General features: G+C 61.6%; 15 protein-coding genes. 13 read left to right on the top strand and 2 right to left on the bottom strand.

The features are described 5' to 3' along the window. The gene (locus NHH88_30800; protein ID USX13980.1) at positions 1-1,605 is read right to left on the bottom strand and encodes a hypothetical protein; all 1,605 of its coding nucleotides are present in this window, start codon (positions 1,603-1,605) and stop codon (positions 1-3) included. Then, positions 1,602-4,364 (bottom strand): type VI secretion system tip protein VgrG, encoded by a 2,763-nt coding sequence (locus NHH88_30795; GenBank protein ID USX13979.1) that lies wholly within the window; start codon positions 4,362-4,364, stop codon positions 1,602-1,604. Before NHH88_30795 ends, NHH88_30800 begins: the two co-directional genes overlap by 4 nt. A 353-nt stretch (positions 4,365-4,717) precedes the next feature. Here NHH88_30795 and NHH88_30790 point away from each other — a divergent pair, with 353 nt between their 5' ends. From NHH88_30790 to NHH88_30730, 13 genes are all read left to right on the top strand, one after another. Next, positions 4,718-5,587, top strand: coding sequence for a TauD/TfdA family dioxygenase (locus NHH88_30790; protein ID USX13978.1), 870 nt, complete (start codon positions 4,718-4,720; stop codon positions 5,585-5,587). Between the two features lie 26 nt (positions 5,588-5,613). Continuing rightward, positions 5,614-6,633: an ABC transporter substrate-binding protein gene (locus NHH88_30785; GenBank protein ID USX13977.1), complete on the top strand. Its 1,020-nt coding sequence runs from the start codon at positions 5,614-5,616 to the stop codon at positions 6,631-6,633. A 4-nt stretch (positions 6,634-6,637) separates the two neighbouring features. Next, entirely contained in the window at positions 6,638-7,495 is an 858-nt protein-coding gene (locus NHH88_30780; protein ID USX13976.1) for an ABC transporter ATP-binding protein, read from the top strand. Continuing rightward, complete coding sequence (locus tag NHH88_30775; GenBank protein ID USX13975.1) at positions 7,492-8,364, top strand: ABC transporter permease; 873 nt, start codon at positions 7,492-7,494, stop codon at positions 8,362-8,364. The genes NHH88_30780 and NHH88_30775 overlap by 4 nt, the downstream gene beginning before the upstream one ends. Positions 8,365-8,441: 77 nt before the next feature. After that, the gene (locus NHH88_30770; protein USX13974.1) at positions 8,442-9,065 is read left to right on the top strand and encodes an ANTAR domain-containing protein; all 624 of its coding nucleotides are present in this window, start codon (positions 8,442-8,444) and stop codon (positions 9,063-9,065) included. A gap of 432 nt (positions 9,066-9,497) precedes the next feature. Then, positions 9,498-10,670, top strand: a complete 1,173-nt coding sequence (locus NHH88_30765; GenBank protein ID USX13973.1) for an ABC transporter substrate-binding protein — start codon at positions 9,498-9,500, stop codon at positions 10,668-10,670. 28 nt (positions 10,671-10,698) lie between these two features. Next, the gene (gene ntrB / locus NHH88_30760) at positions 10,699-11,595 is read left to right on the top strand and encodes a nitrate ABC transporter permease (GenBank protein ID USX13972.1); all 897 of its coding nucleotides are present in this window, start codon (positions 10,699-10,701) and stop codon (positions 11,593-11,595) included. 11 nt (positions 11,596-11,606) lie between these two features. Next, the gene (locus NHH88_30755; protein ID USX13971.1) at positions 11,607-12,413 is read left to right on the top strand and encodes an ABC transporter ATP-binding protein; all 807 of its coding nucleotides are present in this window, start codon (positions 11,607-11,609) and stop codon (positions 12,411-12,413) included. Next, positions 12,413-13,084 (top strand): type IV pili methyl-accepting chemotaxis transducer N-terminal domain-containing protein, encoded by a 672-nt coding sequence (locus NHH88_30750; protein USX13970.1) that lies wholly within the window; start codon positions 12,413-12,415, stop codon positions 13,082-13,084. The genes NHH88_30755 and NHH88_30750 overlap by 1 nt, the downstream gene beginning before the upstream one ends. Positions 13,085-13,483: 399 nt before the next feature. Continuing rightward, on the top strand, positions 13,484-14,788 hold the full coding sequence (locus NHH88_30745) for an MFS transporter (protein ID USX13969.1): 1,305 nt from the start codon (positions 13,484-13,486) through the stop codon (positions 14,786-14,788). Between the two features lie 17 nt (positions 14,789-14,805). Continuing rightward, positions 14,806-17,337 carry a nitrite reductase large subunit NirB gene (gene nirB / locus NHH88_30740; GenBank protein ID USX13968.1) on the top strand — a complete coding sequence of 844 codons (2,532 nt, stop codon included), beginning with the start codon at positions 14,806-14,808 and terminating at the stop codon, positions 17,335-17,337. A gap of 11 nt (positions 17,338-17,348) precedes the next feature. Next, entirely contained in the window at positions 17,349-17,696 is a 348-nt protein-coding gene (nirD, locus tag NHH88_30735) for a nitrite reductase small subunit NirD (GenBank protein ID USX13967.1), read from the top strand. Continuing rightward, entirely contained in the window at positions 17,693-18,931 is a 1,239-nt protein-coding gene (locus tag NHH88_30730) for an FAD-dependent oxidoreductase (GenBank protein USX13966.1), read from the top strand. Before nirD ends, NHH88_30730 begins: the two co-directional genes overlap by 4 nt. The last annotated feature ends 16 nt before the right edge of the window (positions 18,932-18,947 follow it).

Raw genomic sequence — 18,947 nt, 5'->3', positions numbered from 1 at the left:
TTACTTGCCTCCAAATAATTTCTCGGCAGCATCGCCATAGGGGTCGACTTTCATCGTGTCAAGTATGTTGCCCGAGCGGTCCATGCTAAAAATATTGATTGAACTCACTTTTCCTTCATTCACGATGGTCGGCCACTCTCTTCCACGCCAAGTAGGGCCTCCTCCAGGAAATTTTTCGAAGTCCTGTATGACATCAATTTCGCCCAAAGCATCTTTCGAATAGTTTGAAGACACATTGCCCCATAAATCCCAGCCGTGTGGTTCCATGTCGGCCGGATTCCAGGAAAAAGTATTATTTAGATCGTCCCATCCGTCAATCACCTTACCACCAGGCGTCTGTTCTAAGATGGTTTTCCCCTTTTCTGTTGCGATTTTTGCCGCTAAGTCTTTATTGCCAGACCAAAACATTTTTTCTTTGTCCGAGGTTACATCCAATCTCGACACGATGGCATCCATCGCAGCTCTTTTTTCTGCTGGGTTCGTCGCGCTTTTAGCAGCGTCTAAATGAGGTTGTAAAATCGCTTGCGCTTCAGCAATCTTTCCTTCCTTGGATAACTGCGTAATGCGCTCCTTGTCTGCCGCCGCCGCTGCATCAGCCACAGCTTGCTTCTTCGTATTGGCCCCATCCTCAGGCGGCTTGACCGGCTCAGGGGTGTCTTTTAGCGGGGGATCCGGAACTGGCTTTGGAGTTCCCTTTGGTTCGGGCGTGGGCTTGGCGGCTGGCTTGGGCTTAGCACCTGCCGCAGGCGCCTTATCCTCTACCTTCGCCAGTACCTTGCCCGGCGTGTCCCTGACCCGCTGTGTTGCTGGGACCGCTGCGGCCGTTTTATCGGCCTGCACGCCTGCGGAAACCGTGTGCGCTTCCTTGGGTGCGGTCTGTGCCAACAATTTTCCGAGTCGGGCGTCAAGTTCGACAAGCGCCTTCGGAATGTGCTTGAGCGCGTCCTGCTGTACCGCATAAAACATCTTCTCCCACTCGACCAGCTTGGTAATGGCGTCCTTTACGCTATCGAAGTAGCGCAGACTTTCCAGATGGGTACGTAGCGACTTGACGATTTCGAGAAGCTTGCCACTGATCTTGCTCAGTGCCTGAATCAGAGGCTTCTCGTATTGGGCAAATTTAACCGCGCGCAAAAATTTTAAGATGTCTCCCTTGATGAATTTTTGTAGGAACCGCACCAGTTCCACAAGCTTGGACGCTTCCTTAATTAACAGCAGCATGACTGCCCGCAACGCCGCGCCCAACTCCGAGCCGGCGATGCCGCCGACAATGGCACCGACACCGGCCGCCGCGAGGCCGCCAGCGGCCATCGCAAGTGGCAATGCGATGACGATCAGGCAGGCGCTCAGCAGCACCCACTCCATCACATCTTCGCGCTTCTCTGGATGGTTGGCCAGCCGCAAAATGACTGCGACCGCGTCACGGGCACTGGTGACGATCACTACGCCAGGCAGAAAACTCACCAGCATATCGGCAATGACGGCAGAGAGGGGGCGATGGTCGGCGAATTCGCCAAAAAGCACGGATTTGAGCCAATCCATGCCGCCGACGATCTGCTCCCACGCGTCGTCCAGAATGCCTTTGTCATCTGGCGGCGTGGTCATGCCTGACCTTTGTTTTTCGCGCCGCGTGGTGTCCAATTCAGTAGTTCATGCACGTCGTCGTCCAGTTCGGTACTGACCGTGGAACTTGCCTGTAACGGCTTATAGTCATATTCAATCTTGGCGCCGACGCCTGGTGGCACATCACTGATGCGGGCTACTCCCAGCGCGTCCAGTATGCCCTTGCGTATGCTGCCGTCGCTCAACGTCGCTTTATACGCGGCACCCGCCAACGGTGCTCCCCAATCGGTGAGATGACGAAACTCCACATCGGTCTTCTGTAGTTCAGATTTGGCTACGTGGGGCATCACGTATGATTTGTTCGCCGGTCCTGGCATGGTGTGCATCGACGCCTGCGCGGTCCAAGTGCCGGACGTGCCATTGGTAATGCCGGAGCTGTTGATCTTTATGAATGAACCGCCGGCGGAGATCATCACCTCTTCTTTGGCATGGATTTCGATGCGCGACGTCGTCGATAGCAGTCGCACCACTTTTTCGGCGATCAGATCGAGATCGTCGCTTTGTGCTTGAACTTCAACTTTGCCTTTGGCGGCAAATAATTTGATGCCGGCATTGAAGGCGAACAGGCTGATTTTTTCTGCGATGCTGGCGAGCAGGCTTTTGCCTGTCGCGATGTTGATATCCGTGCCCGACGACAGCGTTACTTCGGCGCCGGCGTGCACATGCGTGCCTTTGGCGCTGGCCAGCCCGATTCCTGAGGACGATGCCGCCAGCAATATCGGCTCTTTGAACCGATTGGCGCCGCCTTGCCCGTCGCCGTCGTATCGGTCCTGGGTGGCATCGATGAACTGATTGAGCGCGTCTTGGCCGATCAGCGCCTCGGCGCCCGCTTTCGATGCTGTTTCAGACAGCGTTTTGGTGAGCGACGCGCCGGCGTTAAGTTGCGCAGTGGCTTCGATCGTATCGAGCTGAGTACCTTGCGGTCCCGGACGGCCAAAGGTGCTGAGGTACAGGCCCTTTTGCGTGACGACGGCGCCGAAATCATCAGTGCTGAGCGCAAACCCTGAACCATAAAAGCCCCCGCGTTGATTGCCTTGCTGGCTGACTAGGTAACCGAGATTGAGCTGCGAATGGGCGCTGCTGCTATAAAGATGGGTTCTGTTTTGCGTGGTCGTGTCGTCGAGCACCAGCTGATTGAAACCACTGCCTTTGTATTCCTTGGACTTATAACCCGACAGCCTGCCGTCCGTATGCCATTGAGGGGCCTGATCTTCGTTATAGAGTCGCCCCGTAACGACCGGCCGGTCCGCATCGCCATCGAGGAAAGTGACGATGACTTCCTGCCGGATGCGCGGCACATTGATGCCCCCCCAGCCTTGACCGGCGTTGGGATAGCTGACACGCACCCAGCATGAGGCGCGCTCATCGCCGGGATTTTGCCTATCCCAGCGAAACTGGACTTTGACGCGGTTGAGGTGATCGGTATAAACCTCTTCGTCCGCGGGACCGACCACCACGGCGGTCTGCGGATGCAACGTTGGCTTGGGGTGTTCAAACGGGCTACGGAACGGCACTTTACGGCGCTGGACTTCCATGCGGTTAAAGCAGTGGCCCGTATGCCCGTTTTCCATTAATTTTATCGAGGCGGACTGGCCCTGCGCCGAGTCAAGCCCCATGGAGGCTTTAGAGGCATTCAACTGCGGTAAGAGACTGCCGGGGAAATCCTTCACCGTATTCGAGAGCGGTAAATTATTTTCAATACACCATTCCACCGCAATGACCAGGAACTGTCGGTCCTCGGGTGCATCGGGTTCATGCACTCGATGGTCTTCGAAGGTGAACCAGCCACCCGCTGGCAGAGAACGCACGCCGGAAATGGCAGAGAAGCGCTTCATGCTTGACTCCCATTGCTCCACTTTTAAGCGTGCCAGTTTGTCGCCGTGCTCCTGTTTTGAGTAGGTATAAGCGCCGGTGTATTCATAGACCTCCAATTGGCCGGGCAGATCGCCATGCTCGGAATGCACGACGGTATTGCTCTGCTTAGACACGTCTGGCGCTTTGTAATCGTGGGTTCTGGTGGTGAGTTGACTGGGCGCCAAACTTCGGTCCGCGCTCCAATGTGTGATCTTGTTCAGTTCGTCTTCGGTGCTTCCCGCGTGGAAGTGAATTTGTTCCTGAGCGATAGGCTTGAGCTCGAATGCGGTATCGGTGATCACCAGTACATGCCCGGAACCATCGGGCTGTTGCTCGTTAAAACTGTACCAGCCTTCTTCTTCCATTAGTCGCTGCACGAAATGCCAATCGGTCTCGTACTGCGTGCAGTACGAACGCGGCAGGGCCGGCTCCCTCACATCAAAACGGAAATTTCCTTGGGCCTGCGGATGAACATTAAAGACGTCGCGAAGAATGTCGTCGGCGGTTTTGTCTTGCCAGATCCGGGCATCTTTTCGAAATTTCAGGAAGTGCAACCACGGCGCAAATGACATCTGGTAGAACGTGAACGCGCCGTCACTGCCCAGGCGTTTCGCCATATGCACATAGCCATGAACGGGCAGATACGCTCGGTCTGTCTGGCGTACCCACAAAGTAACAGGCTGTGCAATGAGTTTTTTTAGCTCAATATCGTGGTTTGCTGAGAGGCAATCAATCGTGTACTCATAGCCCCGGCTAAGACGCTCATGGGCGAGTACGCGTTGCAGTAAAAGGATATCGTCGCCCAGCGGGGTGGTTAATTTGACGAGCCGATCGTGTTGTTCAAAAAGTGCAGGGTTCAGCGACACAAAGTTATTCAGATCGGCCATGATGAACGGCTACCTTACAGTGATTAAAGCAGCGCAAACCAGGATGAGATGATGCCCTAGCGCTGATAAATTGAGTGTTGGTAAAAATGCTAAAATGAAATTCTACTATTGTATTATTCAATCGGCTACTACCACACTGTTGAGTTCGGGACTGCCCGAAGCAGGCTGATCATCGATTCTGCCCACTACGCCATCATGTTGTCCATCGCTGTGTCCGTCCTTTTTGCGGCCAGTCAAATACGTAAGTTCAGTATGGCTAGGCAAAATTCGAATATCGTTATCGGATATGCTTCGTTTTCTAAATATGGAGTGCGGCATAGACTAGGCGACTACTCATTCAATGGGCGTGTGCCATGTCTGCCGTTCTTCAATCCGCTTTTGACATCGAATTGTTCGATGCGCCGCTCGGCGCCGAGATCCTCGGCCTGGACCTGAGCCGTCCACTGTCGCCGCGCCAGTTTCAACGCATCCATAAAGCGCATCTCGATCACCACCTGCTGGTGTTCCGCGACCAGCGCATCACGCCGCAGCAGCAGGTCGATTTCAGCCGCCGTTTCGGGCCGCTGCAAATCCACGTGCTGCGTAACTTCCAGCTGCCAGCGCATCCCGAGGTGCTGATCATCTCCAACATCATCGAGGACGGCCAGCCGATCGGCCTGGGCGACGCCGGCCACTTCTGGCACTCGGACCTGTCGTACAAGGAGAAGCCCAGCCTCGGCTCCCTGCTGCACGCGCAGGAGCTGCCGGCGGAGGGCGGCGATACGCTGTTCGCCAATATGCATCTGGCGTGGGACACCTTGCCCGCCGCGCTGCGCCACGCCGTGCAGGACGCGCGCGCCGAACATAGCTACCTGACCCAGTACGATGAACTGCGCCGCCGCAGTCCCTTCCGCCCGGCGCTGACGCAGGCGCAGATCGACGAGGTCAAACCGGTGACGCATCCGGTGGTGCGCACGCATCCGGAGACCGGCCGCAAGGCGTTGTTCGTCAGCGAGCATTTCACCACGCACATCGTCGGAATCCCCGAGGACGAAAGCCGCGCGCTGCTGGCCGAGTTGTTCGCGCACAGCGTGCTGCCGGCGCATATCTACCGCCACAAGTGGGCGCCGCACGATCTGGTCTTCTGGGACAACCGCTCGCTGATGCACCTGGCTGGCGGCACGCCCGACCACTTGCGCCGCAAGCTCTATCGCACCACCATCGAGGGCGACGCGCCTTTCTGATATCCCCGAATAAAACAAGGAATCCAATGTCCAGACTTACTCCCCGCACCCTTGCCGCCGCCATCGCATCCACCCTTGTCCTGAGCCTCGCCGCCACCTCCAGCGCGCAGGCCGAAGGCACCCTACGCATCGCCCAGCAGTTCGGCGTGGTCTACCTGCTGCTCAACGTCGCGCAGGACCAGCAGTTGATCGAGAAGGAAGGTAAAAAACACGGCGTCGACGTCAAGGTCGAGTGGAAGCAGTTGTCGGGCGGCGCCGCCGTCAACGATGCGCTGCTGTCCGGCGCCGTCGATATCGCCGGCGCCGGCGTCGGGCCGCTGCTGACGATCTGGGACCGCACTGCCGGCCGGCAGAATGTCAAAGGCGTGGCCTCGCTGGGCAGCTTCCCTTACTACCTGGTCAGCACCAATCCCAAGGTGAAGACGATCGCCGACCTGACCGAGAAGGACCGCATCGGCCTGCCGGCGGTGACGGTGTCGGTGCAGGCGCGCATCCTGCAGTACGCGGCGGCCAAGCAGTGGGGCGACAAGGAGTTCGCGCGGCTCGATAAATTCACCCAGACCTTGCCGCACCCGGATGCGGCGGCCGCCATCATCGCCGGCGGTACCGAGATCAACGGCCACTTCGGCAACCCGCCTTACCAAGACCAGGAACTGGCGGGCAATCCGAATGCGCACATCATCCTGAACTCCTACGATGTGCTGGGCGGCCCGAGTTCGGCCACCGTGCTGTACGCGACCGAGAAATTCCGCACCGAGAATCCGAAGACCTACCGCGCCTTCACCGGCGCGCTGGCCGAGGCGGCGAAGTACGCGAGCGCCAATCCGGAAGGCGCGGCCGATGCCTACATCCGCGTCTCGAAGAGCAAGGTCGATCGCGATCTGCTGCTGAAGATCTTCAAGAACCCGGAGGTGCGCTTCAGCGTCGAGCCGCAAAATACCCTCGGCCTGGCGCAGTTCCTGCACCGCGTGGGCGCGATCAAGAAGAAGCCGGTGAGCTGGCGCGATTACTTCTTCGACGACCCGGTCATCACGAAAGGCGGTTGACACCATGGCCTTCCAAGTGGTCCGTCCCAATACCGGTATCGCGCCGCTGCTGATCGCCGATGGCGTGAGCCTGGAATATGGCGCCACGCGCGCCACGCACGACGTCAGCTTCAACGTCTATCGCGGCGACCGGTTCGTGTTGCTGGGGCCTTCGGGCTGCGGCAAGTCCTCGCTGCTGAAGGCGGCGGCGGGTTTCATCAAGCCCGCCGCCGGCAGCATCAGCATCGACGGCAGGACCATCGACGGGCCCGGGCCGGACCGCATTGTCGTGTTCCAGGAGTTCGACCAGCTGCCGCCGTGGAAGACGGTGAAGGAGAACGTCATGTTCCCGCTGCTGATGACCAAACGCCTGAACCGTCATCACGCGGAGGAGCGCGCGAGGCACTGGATCGCCAAGGTGGGACTGGGCGGATTCGAGGACGCGCATCCGCACACGCTGTCGGGCGGCATGAAGCAGCGCGTGGCGATCGCGCGCGCGCTGGCAATGCAGCCGGAGATCCTGCTGATGGACGAACCCTTTGCCGCGCTGGACGCGCTCACGCGCCGCAATATGCAGGAGGAGCTGGGACGGCTGTGGGAAGAGCTGCGTTTCACGCTGCTGTTCGTCACCCATTCGATCGAGGAGGCGCTGGTGGTGGGTAACCGCATACTGTTGCTGTCGCCGCACCCCGGGCAGGTCAGGGCGGAACTGAACAGCCATCAGTTTGGCCTGGACAGCGCCGGCGGCGCCGACTTCCAGGCGGCGACCCAGCGCATCCACGGATTGCTCTTCGGCGCTCCCGCGCAGGGCAATCCCGCTGCAGTGCCGGCGACCGCGCCCGCCGTCACCGGCGCGCCGCATGCGCGGAGTCGCGTGCTATGAGCCTCGTCCTCAATCCGCCGGTGCGCCAGGAGTACGTCTACGCCACCAACACGGCCGCCCCGCGTGCGGTCGACATCCCGCTGCCGCTGGCCCGGCGCGTGTGGGAGCTTGCATGGCTGCGCAAGAGCGTCATCCTGATCCTGCTGGCGGTGCTGTGGGAAGGCGTCGCCCGGTGGCAGGACAACGACCTGCTGCTTCCCGGCTTCGTGCAGACGGCGCAAGCCTTTATCAGCGGCGTCGCCAGCGGCGAGCTGCTCGACCGCGTGCGCATCTCGCTGGCCGTTCTGCTGCAAGGCTATGTGGCCGGCATCGCCGCCGCCTTCGTGCTGACGGCGCTGGCCGCATCCACCCGCGTCGGCCGCGACCTGCTGGAGACCCTGACGTCGATGTTCAACCCCCTGCCGGCGATCGCGCTGCTGCCATTGGCGCTGCTGTGGTTCGGCCTGGGCAAGGGGAGCCTGATCTTCGTGATCGTGCACGCTGTCCTGTGGCCGCTGGCGCTGGGCGCCTACGCCGGTTTCCAGAGCGTGCCGGAGACGCTGCGCATGGCCGGCCGCAATTACGGCCTGAGCGGCCTGCGGCTGGTGCTGCACATTTTGGTGCCGGCGGCGCTGCCGTCGATCCTGTCGGGCCTCAAGATCGGCTGGGCCTTCGCCTGGCGCACCTTGATCGCCGCCGAGCTGGTTTTTGGCACCACCGGCGGCCAAGGTGGGCTGGGATGGTACATTTTCCAGAACCGCAATGAGCTCTACACCGACAAGGTGTTCGCCGGGCTGGCCGCCGTGATCCTCATCGGACTGCTGGTGGAAAACGTGGTATTCCGACCACTCGAAAGCGTCACCGTCAAGCGCTGGGGCATGCAACGGTAATTTGAGGACTGGCAGAATTTGGCCTTTGTGCCTTAGAATCTGCCCATGCACATCAAAATTATCGGTTTGGTATGACCATGCGTAATTTACGTATCGTGGTTGTCAACGCCATCATCCACGCCGGCGACGAGGATGATGAGTCGTTGCGCGCCCAGGTCGAACGGGCCAGGGTGCTGCGTATCGGCCTGCTGGAAGCGGGCTACGACATCGTCGCCTCGCTGCCGCCGGACATGTACCTGCCCGAGCGGATCGCCCAGCTGCAGCCCGATATGATCATCGTCGACGCCGAGTCGGACGCGCGCGACGTCCTCGAACACATCGTCATCGCCACGCGCGACGAGCGCCGCCCCATCGTCATGTTCACCGAGAGCGAGGACACCGAGAGCATGGAGGCGGCGATGGCGGCCGGCGTGTCGGCCTATATCGTGGCCGGCCTGCAGGGCGAGCGCATCAAACCGGTGCTGCAGGTGGCGTTGGCGCGCTTTAAACGCGAGCAGAAGCTGCTCGACGAGCTGTCCGACACCAAGAGCAAGCTGGCCGAGCGCAAGGTCATCGAACGCGCCAAGGGCTTGCTGATGGAGCGCCAGCGCTTCACCGAGGAGCAGGCCTACCAAAAGCTGCGCGGTATGGCGATGAGCAAGAACCTCAAGCTCTCGGAGGTCGCCCAGCGCATCCTCGACGTCGAGGATTTGCTCGGCTGATCGCGCCGCGTTAGTACTTTATTTTATTCCCAGTCCAAAATGATGCGAGGCGCACCGCCGGTGCGCTTTTTTCGCCGCGAGCCAGTCATTTAGCGGTGCGCCGGCCGATGGCGCTTTCTTTTCCTCCCTCTGTAAACAGTGCTGGCACGGACATTGCATAGCCTGTAGGCAAGCGCAATGATGCGCCGATGAGCCCTGCCAACGGCGGTGGGGCACACCAGACAACGACGTCTACCGAACATGAATGCGTTCATGCGGGGTAGGCGTTTTTTTTGTCCGAACGGTTTTACTGTCTACAGAGGGATAGTCATGAACGATAAGAAGCTACCAGCAGATTCCACCTTGCCACCAGCCGCCAGCGACGTTAATGTTTCGCGCAGAGCGGCAATTCAAAAAGTGATTCATGGTGCGGGTTTAGTAGCCGGAGGAAGTATGTTGGGTTTATCGACGGGTGGCGTGTGGGCGGCGGGTTCGGACAAGCCGGAAAAGGAAGAAATCAAGATCGGCTTTATTCCACTGACCGATTGCGCGTCGGTGGTCATGGCCTCGGTGCTGGGCTTCGACAAGAAGTACGGCGTAAAATTCGTGCTCAGTAAAGAGGCTTCGTGGGCCGGTGTGCGCGACAAGCTGGCCAACGGCGACCTCGATGCGGCCCATGTGCTGTATGGCCTGCTGTACGGTGTCCAGATGGGCATCGGCGGCCAGAAGAAGGACATGGCGGTGCTCATGGGCCTCAATAACAACGGCCAAGCGATCACGCTGTCGAAGAAGTTGGCCGACAAGGGCGCCGTCGATGGCGCTTCGCTGGCAAAGCTGATGAACTCCGAAAAGCGCGAGTACACCTTCGCCCAGACCTTCCCGACCGGCACCCACGCCATGTGGCTGTACTACTGGCTGGCCGCCAACGGCATCAACCCGATGAAGGACGCTAAGGTCATTACCGTGCCGCCGCCGCAGATGGTGGCCAATATGCGCGTCGGTAACATGGACGGCTTCTGCGTGGGCGAGCCGTGGGGCCACCGCGCCATCATGGACGGCATCGGCATCACCGCCACCACCACCCAGGACATCTGGAAGGACCACCCGGAGAAGGTGCTTGGCTCGACGCTGGAATTCGCCAAGAAGAACCCGAACACCTGCCGCGCGATGATGGCCGCCATCCTGGAGGCGAGCAAATGGATCGACGCTTCGCTGGCCAACAAGAACAAGATGGCCGAGGTCATCGCCGACAAATCCTATGTCAACACCAGCAAGGACGCGATCGACCAGCGCATCATGGGCCGCTACCAGAATGGCCTGGGCAAGACCTGGGACGACCAGAATCACATGAAGTTCTATAACGACGGCCTGGTGAACTATCCGTTCCTGTCGGACGGCATGTGGTTCATGACGCAGCACCGCCGCTGGGGCCTGCTGAAGGAAGATCCGAACTACCTGGCCGTGGCCACCTCGGTCAACCAGATCGATTTGTACAAGGACGCGGCGACGATGACCAAGACGCCGATTCCGAAAAGCCCGCTGCGTACATCGAAGCTGATGGACGGTTCGGTGTGGGACGGCAAAGACCCGAAAGCGTTCGCCGCCTCGTTCAAGATCAAAGCCTGATTCTTCCCTAGCCAGATAGAGGAACGCCATGAACGCCATGCTCAAACCCGATAGCGCCGCCCCGATAGCTGCGGAACTCGACACCAAACCGGCCCGCCGTCCACGCCGTCCGCTCGCCGCCAATTCGACGGCGCGGGCGCGCAAGCAGGTCTCCGCCACCGCCCTGAAGATCGTCGCCCCGTTGCTGGGCGCCGCGCTGTTGGTGCTGGTGTGGCAGATCATCACCGTTAAGAACACCTCCTTCCCGACACCTTTGGTGACCTTGCAGGAGGCGATCAAGTTGTTCTCCGATCCGTTCTACCGCAACAGCATGAACGACCAGGGCATCGGCTGGAACCTGCTGGCGTCCCTGCAGCGGGTGGCGATCGGCTTCGGCCTGGCCGCCATGGTCGGTATCCCGCTGGGATTCCTGATCGGCCGCGTGCAGTTCATCGGCAATATGTTCAGCCCAATTATCAGTTTGCTCAAGCCGGTGTCGCCGCTGGCCTGGCTGCCTATCGGCCTGCTGGTGTTCCAGTCGGCCAATCCGGCCGCGATCTGGTCGATCTTCATCTGCTCGATCTGGCCGATGATCATCAACACCGCCGTCGGCGTGCAGCGCGTGCCGCAGGATTATATGAACGTGGCGCGCGTGCTCAATCTGTCGGAGTGGAAGGTGCTCACCAAGATCCTGCTGCCATCGGCGCTGCCCTACATCCTGACCGGCGTGCGCCTGTCGATCGGCACCGCGTGGCTGGTCATCGTCGCGGCGGAAATGCTGACCGGCGGCGTGGGCATCGGCTTCTGGGTATGGGACGAGTGGAACAACCTGAATGTCCCGCACATCATCATCGCGATCGTGGCGATCGGCTTTGTCGGTCTGCTGCTGGAGCAGGCCCTGATGGCGCTGGCCCGCGCCTTCACCTACGAACAAGTATCCAACTAAGGAGCACTGTCATGGACGATCCAAAATTCATCGATGTCGAAGGCGTGGAGATGGTCTTCCACACCAAAAAAGGTGTGTTCCACGCGCTGCGTGAAATCGATCTGACGGTGCGCAAGGGCGAATTCATCACCCTGATCGGTCACTCGGGCTGCGGCAAATCGACCCTGCTCAACCTGATCGCCGGGCTGCTCAAGCCGACCGACGGGGTTCTGCTGTGCGCCAACCGCGAGATCGCCGGACCGTCGCCGGAGCGCTCGGTGGTGTTCCAGAACCACTCGCTGCTGCCATGGCTGACCTGTTATGAAAACATCCACCTGGGTGTCGAACGGGTGTTCGGCAAGACCGAATCGAAGGCGCAGCTGCGCGAGCGCACCATGCAGGCGCTGGCGCTGGTGGGCCTGACGGCCGCCGAAACCAAGCGTCCGCACGAGATCTCGGGCGGCATGAAGCAGCGCGTCGGCATCGCCCGGGCGCTGGCGATGGAGCCGAAAGTGCTGCTGATGGACGAACCGTTCGGCGCCCTCGACGCGCTGACCCGCGCCCACCTGCAGGACGAGCTGCTCAAGATCGTCGCCGCCACCAAGTCCACCGTGGTGATGGTCACGCACGATGTCGACGAGGCGGTGCTGCTGTCGGACCGGATCGTCATGATGACCAACGGCCCGGCCGCCACCATCGGCGAGATCGTCGACGTGCAGCTGGAGCGTCCGCGCGACCGCGTGGCGCTGGCGCAGGACGCGCGCTACACCGAGTACCGCACGGCTGTACTGGAGTTCTTGTACCGAAAACAGGCGCATCCCGCGAAGGAAGCCGCGTAATGGACATGTCCACGGGCGCCCTGGCGCCGGCCGGCGCCGCCAACAAGGCGTTGACCGGTGAAGTATTCAGCGCCTTGATCAACCTGTCGGGGCGACGCCGCTTCACGTCGCAGCGCATCGTGCTGTACGCGCTGCTGGCGTCGCAGGGGCACCAAGAGGGCGCGGCGACGGCGCAGGAGGCGCTGGCGCTGTTCCGGGGCGCCCACAAGTCGCTCCTGAGCGAGGCGGACGGCCTGCCGGGCGTGTTCTGCCCGGAGCTGCGCGAAGCCTACCACGGCAAGATGGACGGCGACCGCCAGATCGTCGCCTTCGCCGATCTTGGCGAGCGCACGCTGAACGCGATCGCGCGCGGTTCGGGGCAGGCGGCCGAACTGCTGGCGGAGCTGGTGCGTATCACAACGCCAACGTTGGGAATACTGAACCAGATCACCGGCATCTACGAGGAGCAGGCCAAGCGGAACGCGCGCCTGGTGCGCAAGCAGCTGCGCGGCGTGATCACGGATATAGAGACGATCAACCGCCAGGCGCGGATGGTCGCCTTCAACGCGCGCATCGTCGCCGCGCGCGCCGGCGCGGCCGGCAAGGAGTTCTCGGTGGTGGCGGGCGTCCTGTCCAGCATCAGCGGCGAAATCGACGAGATGGTGGCCGCCGCCTTGGCCGCCGCCGGTTAGGCGCCAACCAACCCGCACCGCCAACTAGGGTCGTACCCCATGGGGTACGACCCTTATGACGCGCACGCCGCAGGCCGCATCGGCCCGCCGGTTTGTTCTTTGCACAACGCACCGCCATCGCGCACCGCGAGCGTGCATCATGCACCGCAACATCGCACCACGATAAGCTTGTAATTTCTTTACTGAGACCTCAAACCCGCATTCTCCCTCTGTAGCGCCCCTCTCCAGACCATTGGCACGCCTCTTGCATTAGAAGGAGCAGGGGATCAACGGCGATCCCCCCCAAATACACACAGCTGGTCCAAAGACGGACCGGCAGGACAACGGCGTCCGCCCGACCTGGTTTCTATCACCTTGGTTGCGCGGACGCCTTTTTGTTTTCTGAACCGGGATAAAAAAATGGCCAGCAAAGCTACCAGCATCAAGCTCTTCTCGATCTCAACGCCGCAAATGCGGGCGTTCCACCTGACCTGGATGGCGTTCTTCGTCTGCTTCTTCGCGTGGTTCGCCTGCGCGCCGCTGATGCCGGTGATTAAAGGCGAATTCGGTCTGAGCGTCGCCCAGATCGCCAACATCAACATCGCCGCCGTCGCCATCACGATCCTGGTGCGCCTGATCGTCGGCCCGCTGTGCGACCACTTCGGCCCGCGCAAGGCCTATACCGGCCTGCTGCTGCTCGGTTCCATCCCGGTGATCGGCGTGGCCTTCGCCCAGAGCTACGAGAGCTTCCTGTTCTTCCGCCTCGGGATCGGCGCGGCCGGCGCCAGCTTCGTCATCACGCAATACCACACCTCGGTGATGTTCGGCCCTAAAGTGGTCGGCACCGCCAACGCGGCCGCCGCAGGCTGGGGCAACGCCGGCGGCGGCGTCGCGCAGGCTGTCATGCCGCTGCTGATGACGGCGATGGTCATGCTGGGCGTCTCCGAGACCTTCGGCTGGCGCGCAGCGTTGATCGTGCCGGGCATCCTGATGATCATCATGGCCGGCGTCTACTATCGCTACACCCAGGATTGCCCGCAAGGTAACTACAGCGAGCTGCGCGCCGCCGGCATCCCGATCGAAGGCGGCAAGAAGGGTGGCTGGGAGAGCTTCAAGCTGGCCGCCGCCAACTACCGGGTATGGCTGCTGTTCATCACCTACGGCGCCTGCTTCGGCATCGAGATCTTCATCCACAACATCGCCGCGATCTACTACGTCGACCACTTCAAACTGACCCTGGGCCAGGCCGGCATGGCCGCCGGCAGTTTCGGTTTGCTGGCGCTGTTCGCCCGCGCACTGGGCGGCTGGGCCTCGGACAAATTCGCCGCCAAGGGCAACCTGAATAACCGCGTCACCTTGCTGTTCGTGCTGATGCTGGGCGAAGGCGCCGGCCTGCTGATGTTCGCCCACGCCGGCACCGCCGCCCTGGCGATCGGCGCGATGCTGATCTTCGGCCTGTTCACCCACATGGCTTGCGGCGCGACCTACGCCGTGGTGCCCTTCGTCGACAAGCGCGCCCTGGGCGGCGTGGCCGGCATCATCGGCGCCGGCGGCAACGTCGGCGCGGTGGCCGCGGGCTTCCTGATGAAGGGCCTGGGCGACACGCAGCAGACGCTGAGCATCCTGGGCATCGTCGTCGCCGCGACCGCGCTGTGCGCACTGGCAGCACGCTTCAGCAGCGCAGCCATCGAAGAATCCGCAATCGCCAACAAACTGGCAGCTTAAAGTTTAAAGGAACCGCTATGAAAATCATCGTTATCGGCCACGGCATGGTCGGCCACAAATTCCTGGAAAGCCTGGCCGCCAGCGGCAAGACCAACCTGCAGGTGACGGTGCTGTGCGAGGAAGTGCGTCCCGCCTACGATCGCGTGCACCTGTCGGAATTCTTCTCCGGTAAAACGGCGGAAGACCTGTCGCTGGTGAAGCCCGGCTTCTTCGAACGGGACGACATGGTGTTGCGCCTGAACACCCGCGCCACCGCCATCGACACCGCCGCCAAGACCGTCACCACCGGCGACGGCGACGTGCTCCCGTACGACAAGCTGGTGATGGCCACCGGTTCCTATCCGTTCGTACCACCGCTGCCGGGCAAGGAGCGCAAGGATTGCTTCGTCTACCGCACCATCGAGGATCTGGAAGCGATGATGGAGTGCGGCCAGCGCTCCAAGACCGGCGTCGTCATCGGCGGCGGCCTGCTGGGCCTCGAATGCGCCAAGGCGCTGCGCGACCTGAAACTGGAAACCCACGTCGTCGAATTCTCGCCGCGCCTGATGGCGGTGCAGGTGGACGATGGCGGCGCGCGCGTTCTGCGCCGTAAAATCGAAGACTTGGGCGTGACCGTCCATACCGGCAAAAACACCACCGCCATCGTCGACGGCATCGACGGCACCCACCGCATGGAGTTCGCCGACGGCGGCCACCTGGACGCCGACATGATCGTCTTCTCGGCCGGTATCCGTCCGCGCGACATGCTGGCGCGCGAATGCGGCCTGACCGTCGGTCCGCGCGGCGGCATCGAGATCAACAACAACTGCGTCACCTCTAACCCGGACGTCTACGCCATCGGCGAATGCGCGCTGTGGGGCGGCTTGATCTTCGGCCTGGTGGCGCCGGGCTACGAAATGGCGCGCGTCGCGGCCAAGCACATGCTGGGCGAAGTGGGCGAATTCGCCGGCGCCGACATGAGCACCAAGCTGAAATTGATGGGCGTGGACGTGGCCAGTATCGGCGACCCGCATGGCAGCGTCGCCGGCAGCCGCTCGTACCAGTTCACCGACGAGCGCAAACAGATCTACAAGAAGATCGTCGTCTCCGACTGCGGCAAATACCTGCAAGGCGCCGTCATGGTCGGCGACGCTGCCGAATACGGCACGCTGCTGCAGATGATGTTGAACAAAATCGAACTGCCGGAATCGCCGGAGTTCCTGATCCTGCCGCAATCGGACGGCGCCGCCAAGCCTGGCCTGGGCGTGGACGCTTTGCCGGAGAGCGCGCAAATCTGCTCGTGCAACGACGTCTCCAAGGGCGCGCTGTGCGCGGCGGTTGCCGCCGGCGCCTGCACCATCGGCGATCTGAAAAGCTGCACCAACGCCGGCACCTCGTGCGGCGGCTGCGTACCGCTGGTGACGCAGGTGATGAAGGCCGAGATGAAAAAGCTCGGCATGGCCGTCAACAACCACGTGTGCGAACACTTCGCCTACTCGCGCCAGGAGATGTTCCACCTGATTAAAGTGGGCCAGATCAAGTCCTTCGACGATCTGCTGCACAAGCACGGCAAGGGTCTCGGTTGCGACGTGTGCAAACCGCTGGCCGCCAGCATCCTGGCCTCGGTGTGGAACGACTTCGTGCTGAAGAAGGAACACGCCAGCCTGCAGGACACCAACGATTACTTCCTCGGTAACATCCAGAAGGACGGCACCTACTCGGTCGTGCCGCGCATGCCGGGCGGCGAAGTGACGGCCGATGGCCTGATCGCGGTCGGCATGGTCGCCAAGAAGTACCAGCTGTACACCAAGATCACCGGCGGCGCCCGCGTCGATTTGTTCGGCGCCCGCGTCGAGCAGCTGCCGTTGATCTGGGAAGAGCTGATCGCCGCCGGTTTCGAATCCGGCCACGCCTACGGCAAGTCGCTGCGCACGGTCAAATCCTGCGTCGGTTCGACCTGGTGCCGTTATGGCGTCGACGATTCGATCGGCCTGGCCATCGAGCTGGAAAACCGCTACAAGGGCCTGCGCACGCCGCACAAGATCAAGTTCGGCGTCTCCGGCTGCACCCGCGAGTGCGCCGAAGCGCAGGGCAAGGACGTGGGCATCATCGCCACCGAAAAGGGCTGGAACCTCTACGTTTGCGGCAACGGCGGCATGAAGCCACGCCACGCCGAGCTGCTGGCGACGGACCTGGACAAGGCCACGCTGGTCCAGTACATCGACCGCTTCCTGATGTTCTACACCCGCACCGGCGATCGCCTGCAGCGCACCAGCACCTGGCGCGAGAACCTGGAAGGCGGCCTCGATTACCTGAAGCAGGTCGTCGTGCAGGACAAGCTGGGCATCGCCGCCGACCTGGAAGCCGACATGCAGCATGTCGTCAACACCTACGCGTGCGAGTGGAAAGAAGCCGTAGAGAATCCGGAAACCCGCAAACGCTTCCGCACCTTCGTCAACAGCGAGAAAGGCGACGACAACGTCGTCTTCATGGAAGAACGCGGCCAGATTCGTCCCGCCACCGTGGAAGAACGCAAACGCGTGATTCCGATCGCCGTCAGCGCAGCTTAAGGAGAATACAAATGCATCGCGATATTCAAACTGATAACTGGATCGCCGTCTGCAACCTGGACGACATCGTGCCCAACACCGGCGTGTGCGCACTGCTGAACAACGCGCAGATCGCGGTCTTCCACGTCAACGACGGCGGTCCGCGCGTGTTCGCCATCGATAACTACGATCCGAATTCGGAAGCCGCCGTGCTGTCGCGCGGCCTGGTGGGCAGCCTGGGCGAGCGCATCGTGGTCGCCTCGCCGATCTACAAGCAGCACTTCGACCTGCAAACCGGCGAATGCCTGGAGGCGCCGGCCAATTCGGTCGGCACCTATCCGGCCCGCGTGGCCGACGGCAAAGTCTGGGTAGGCCTATGAAACCCCCGGAGCGCGTGGAATCGAAGCCTGCGCTGGTCGTTATCGGCAACGGCATGGCCGGCATGCGCACGGTCGAGGAGCTGCACAAGCTCGATCCCGAGATGTACGACATCACCGTGTTCGGCGCCGAGCCGCATGGTAACTACAACCGAATCCTGCTGTCGCCGGTGCTGGCCGGCGAGAAGACGATGGACGACATCATGCTCAACACGCGTGAGTGGTACGTCCAGCATGGCATCACGCTGCACGCGGGCGATCCGGTCGAGCATATCGACCGCCGCAAGCGCATTGTGCGCGCCCGCTCCGGCCTGGAAGTACGCTACGACCGCCTGCTGATCGCCACCGGCTCCAAGCCGTTCATCATCCCGGTGCCGGGCCACCAGTTGCCGGGCGTGCTGGCCTTCCGCGATATCCAGGATGTGGAATCGATGCTGGAGGCGGCGCGCAACCACAAGCACGCTGTTGTTATCGGTGGCGGCCTGCTGGGACTCGAAGCGGCCAATGGCCTGCAACGCCAGGGCATGTCCGTCACCGTGGTCCACGTGACCGACGCGCTGATGAACCAGCAGCTCGACAAACCCGCCGCACAGCTGCTGCAAAAGGCGCTGGAAGACAAGGGCCTGACGTTCATGCTGAACGCGCAGACCGCCGAAATCGTCGGCACCGACCGCGCCACCGCCGTGCGCTTCAAGGATGGAACCGAGATCCCGGCCGATCTGGTGGTGATGACCGCCGGCGTGCGGCCGAACATCGAGCTGGCCAAGGCGGCCGGCTTGCATTGCGATCGCGCCATCATCGTCGACGACACGCTGCAAACCTACGATCCACGCATTTACGCCGTGGGCGAGTGCGTGCAGCACCGCAGCGCCACTTTCGGACTGGTGGCGCCGATCTGGGACCAGGCCCGCGTCTGCGGTGCGCATCTGGCCGGCGCCGGCGTGCGCCGCTACGTGCAGCAAACTTCGCCCACACGCCTGAAGGTCACCGGTGTAGACTTGTACTCGGTCGGCGATTTTGTCGGCGGCGAGGGGAGCGAGGACCTGGTGCTGCGCGATGCGCGGCGCGGCGTCTACAAGCGGCTGGTGTTGAAGAACAACCGCGTCACCGGCGCCGTGCTCTATGGCGACGTCAAGGACGGCCCGTGGTATTTTGGCCTGATCCAGAACAACACCGACATCACCTCGATCCGGCAAACCCTGTTATTCGGCGAGGCGCTCAGCGCCAGGGCCGCGTGATCCAATAGTCTAAGCG

Source organism: Oxalobacteraceae bacterium OTU3CAMAD1, from assembly GCA_024123915.1.
Lineage (GTDB): Bacteria > Pseudomonadota > Gammaproteobacteria > Burkholderiales > Burkholderiaceae_D > Rugamonas.
This window is presented reverse-complemented; position numbering and strand designations above follow the sequence as displayed.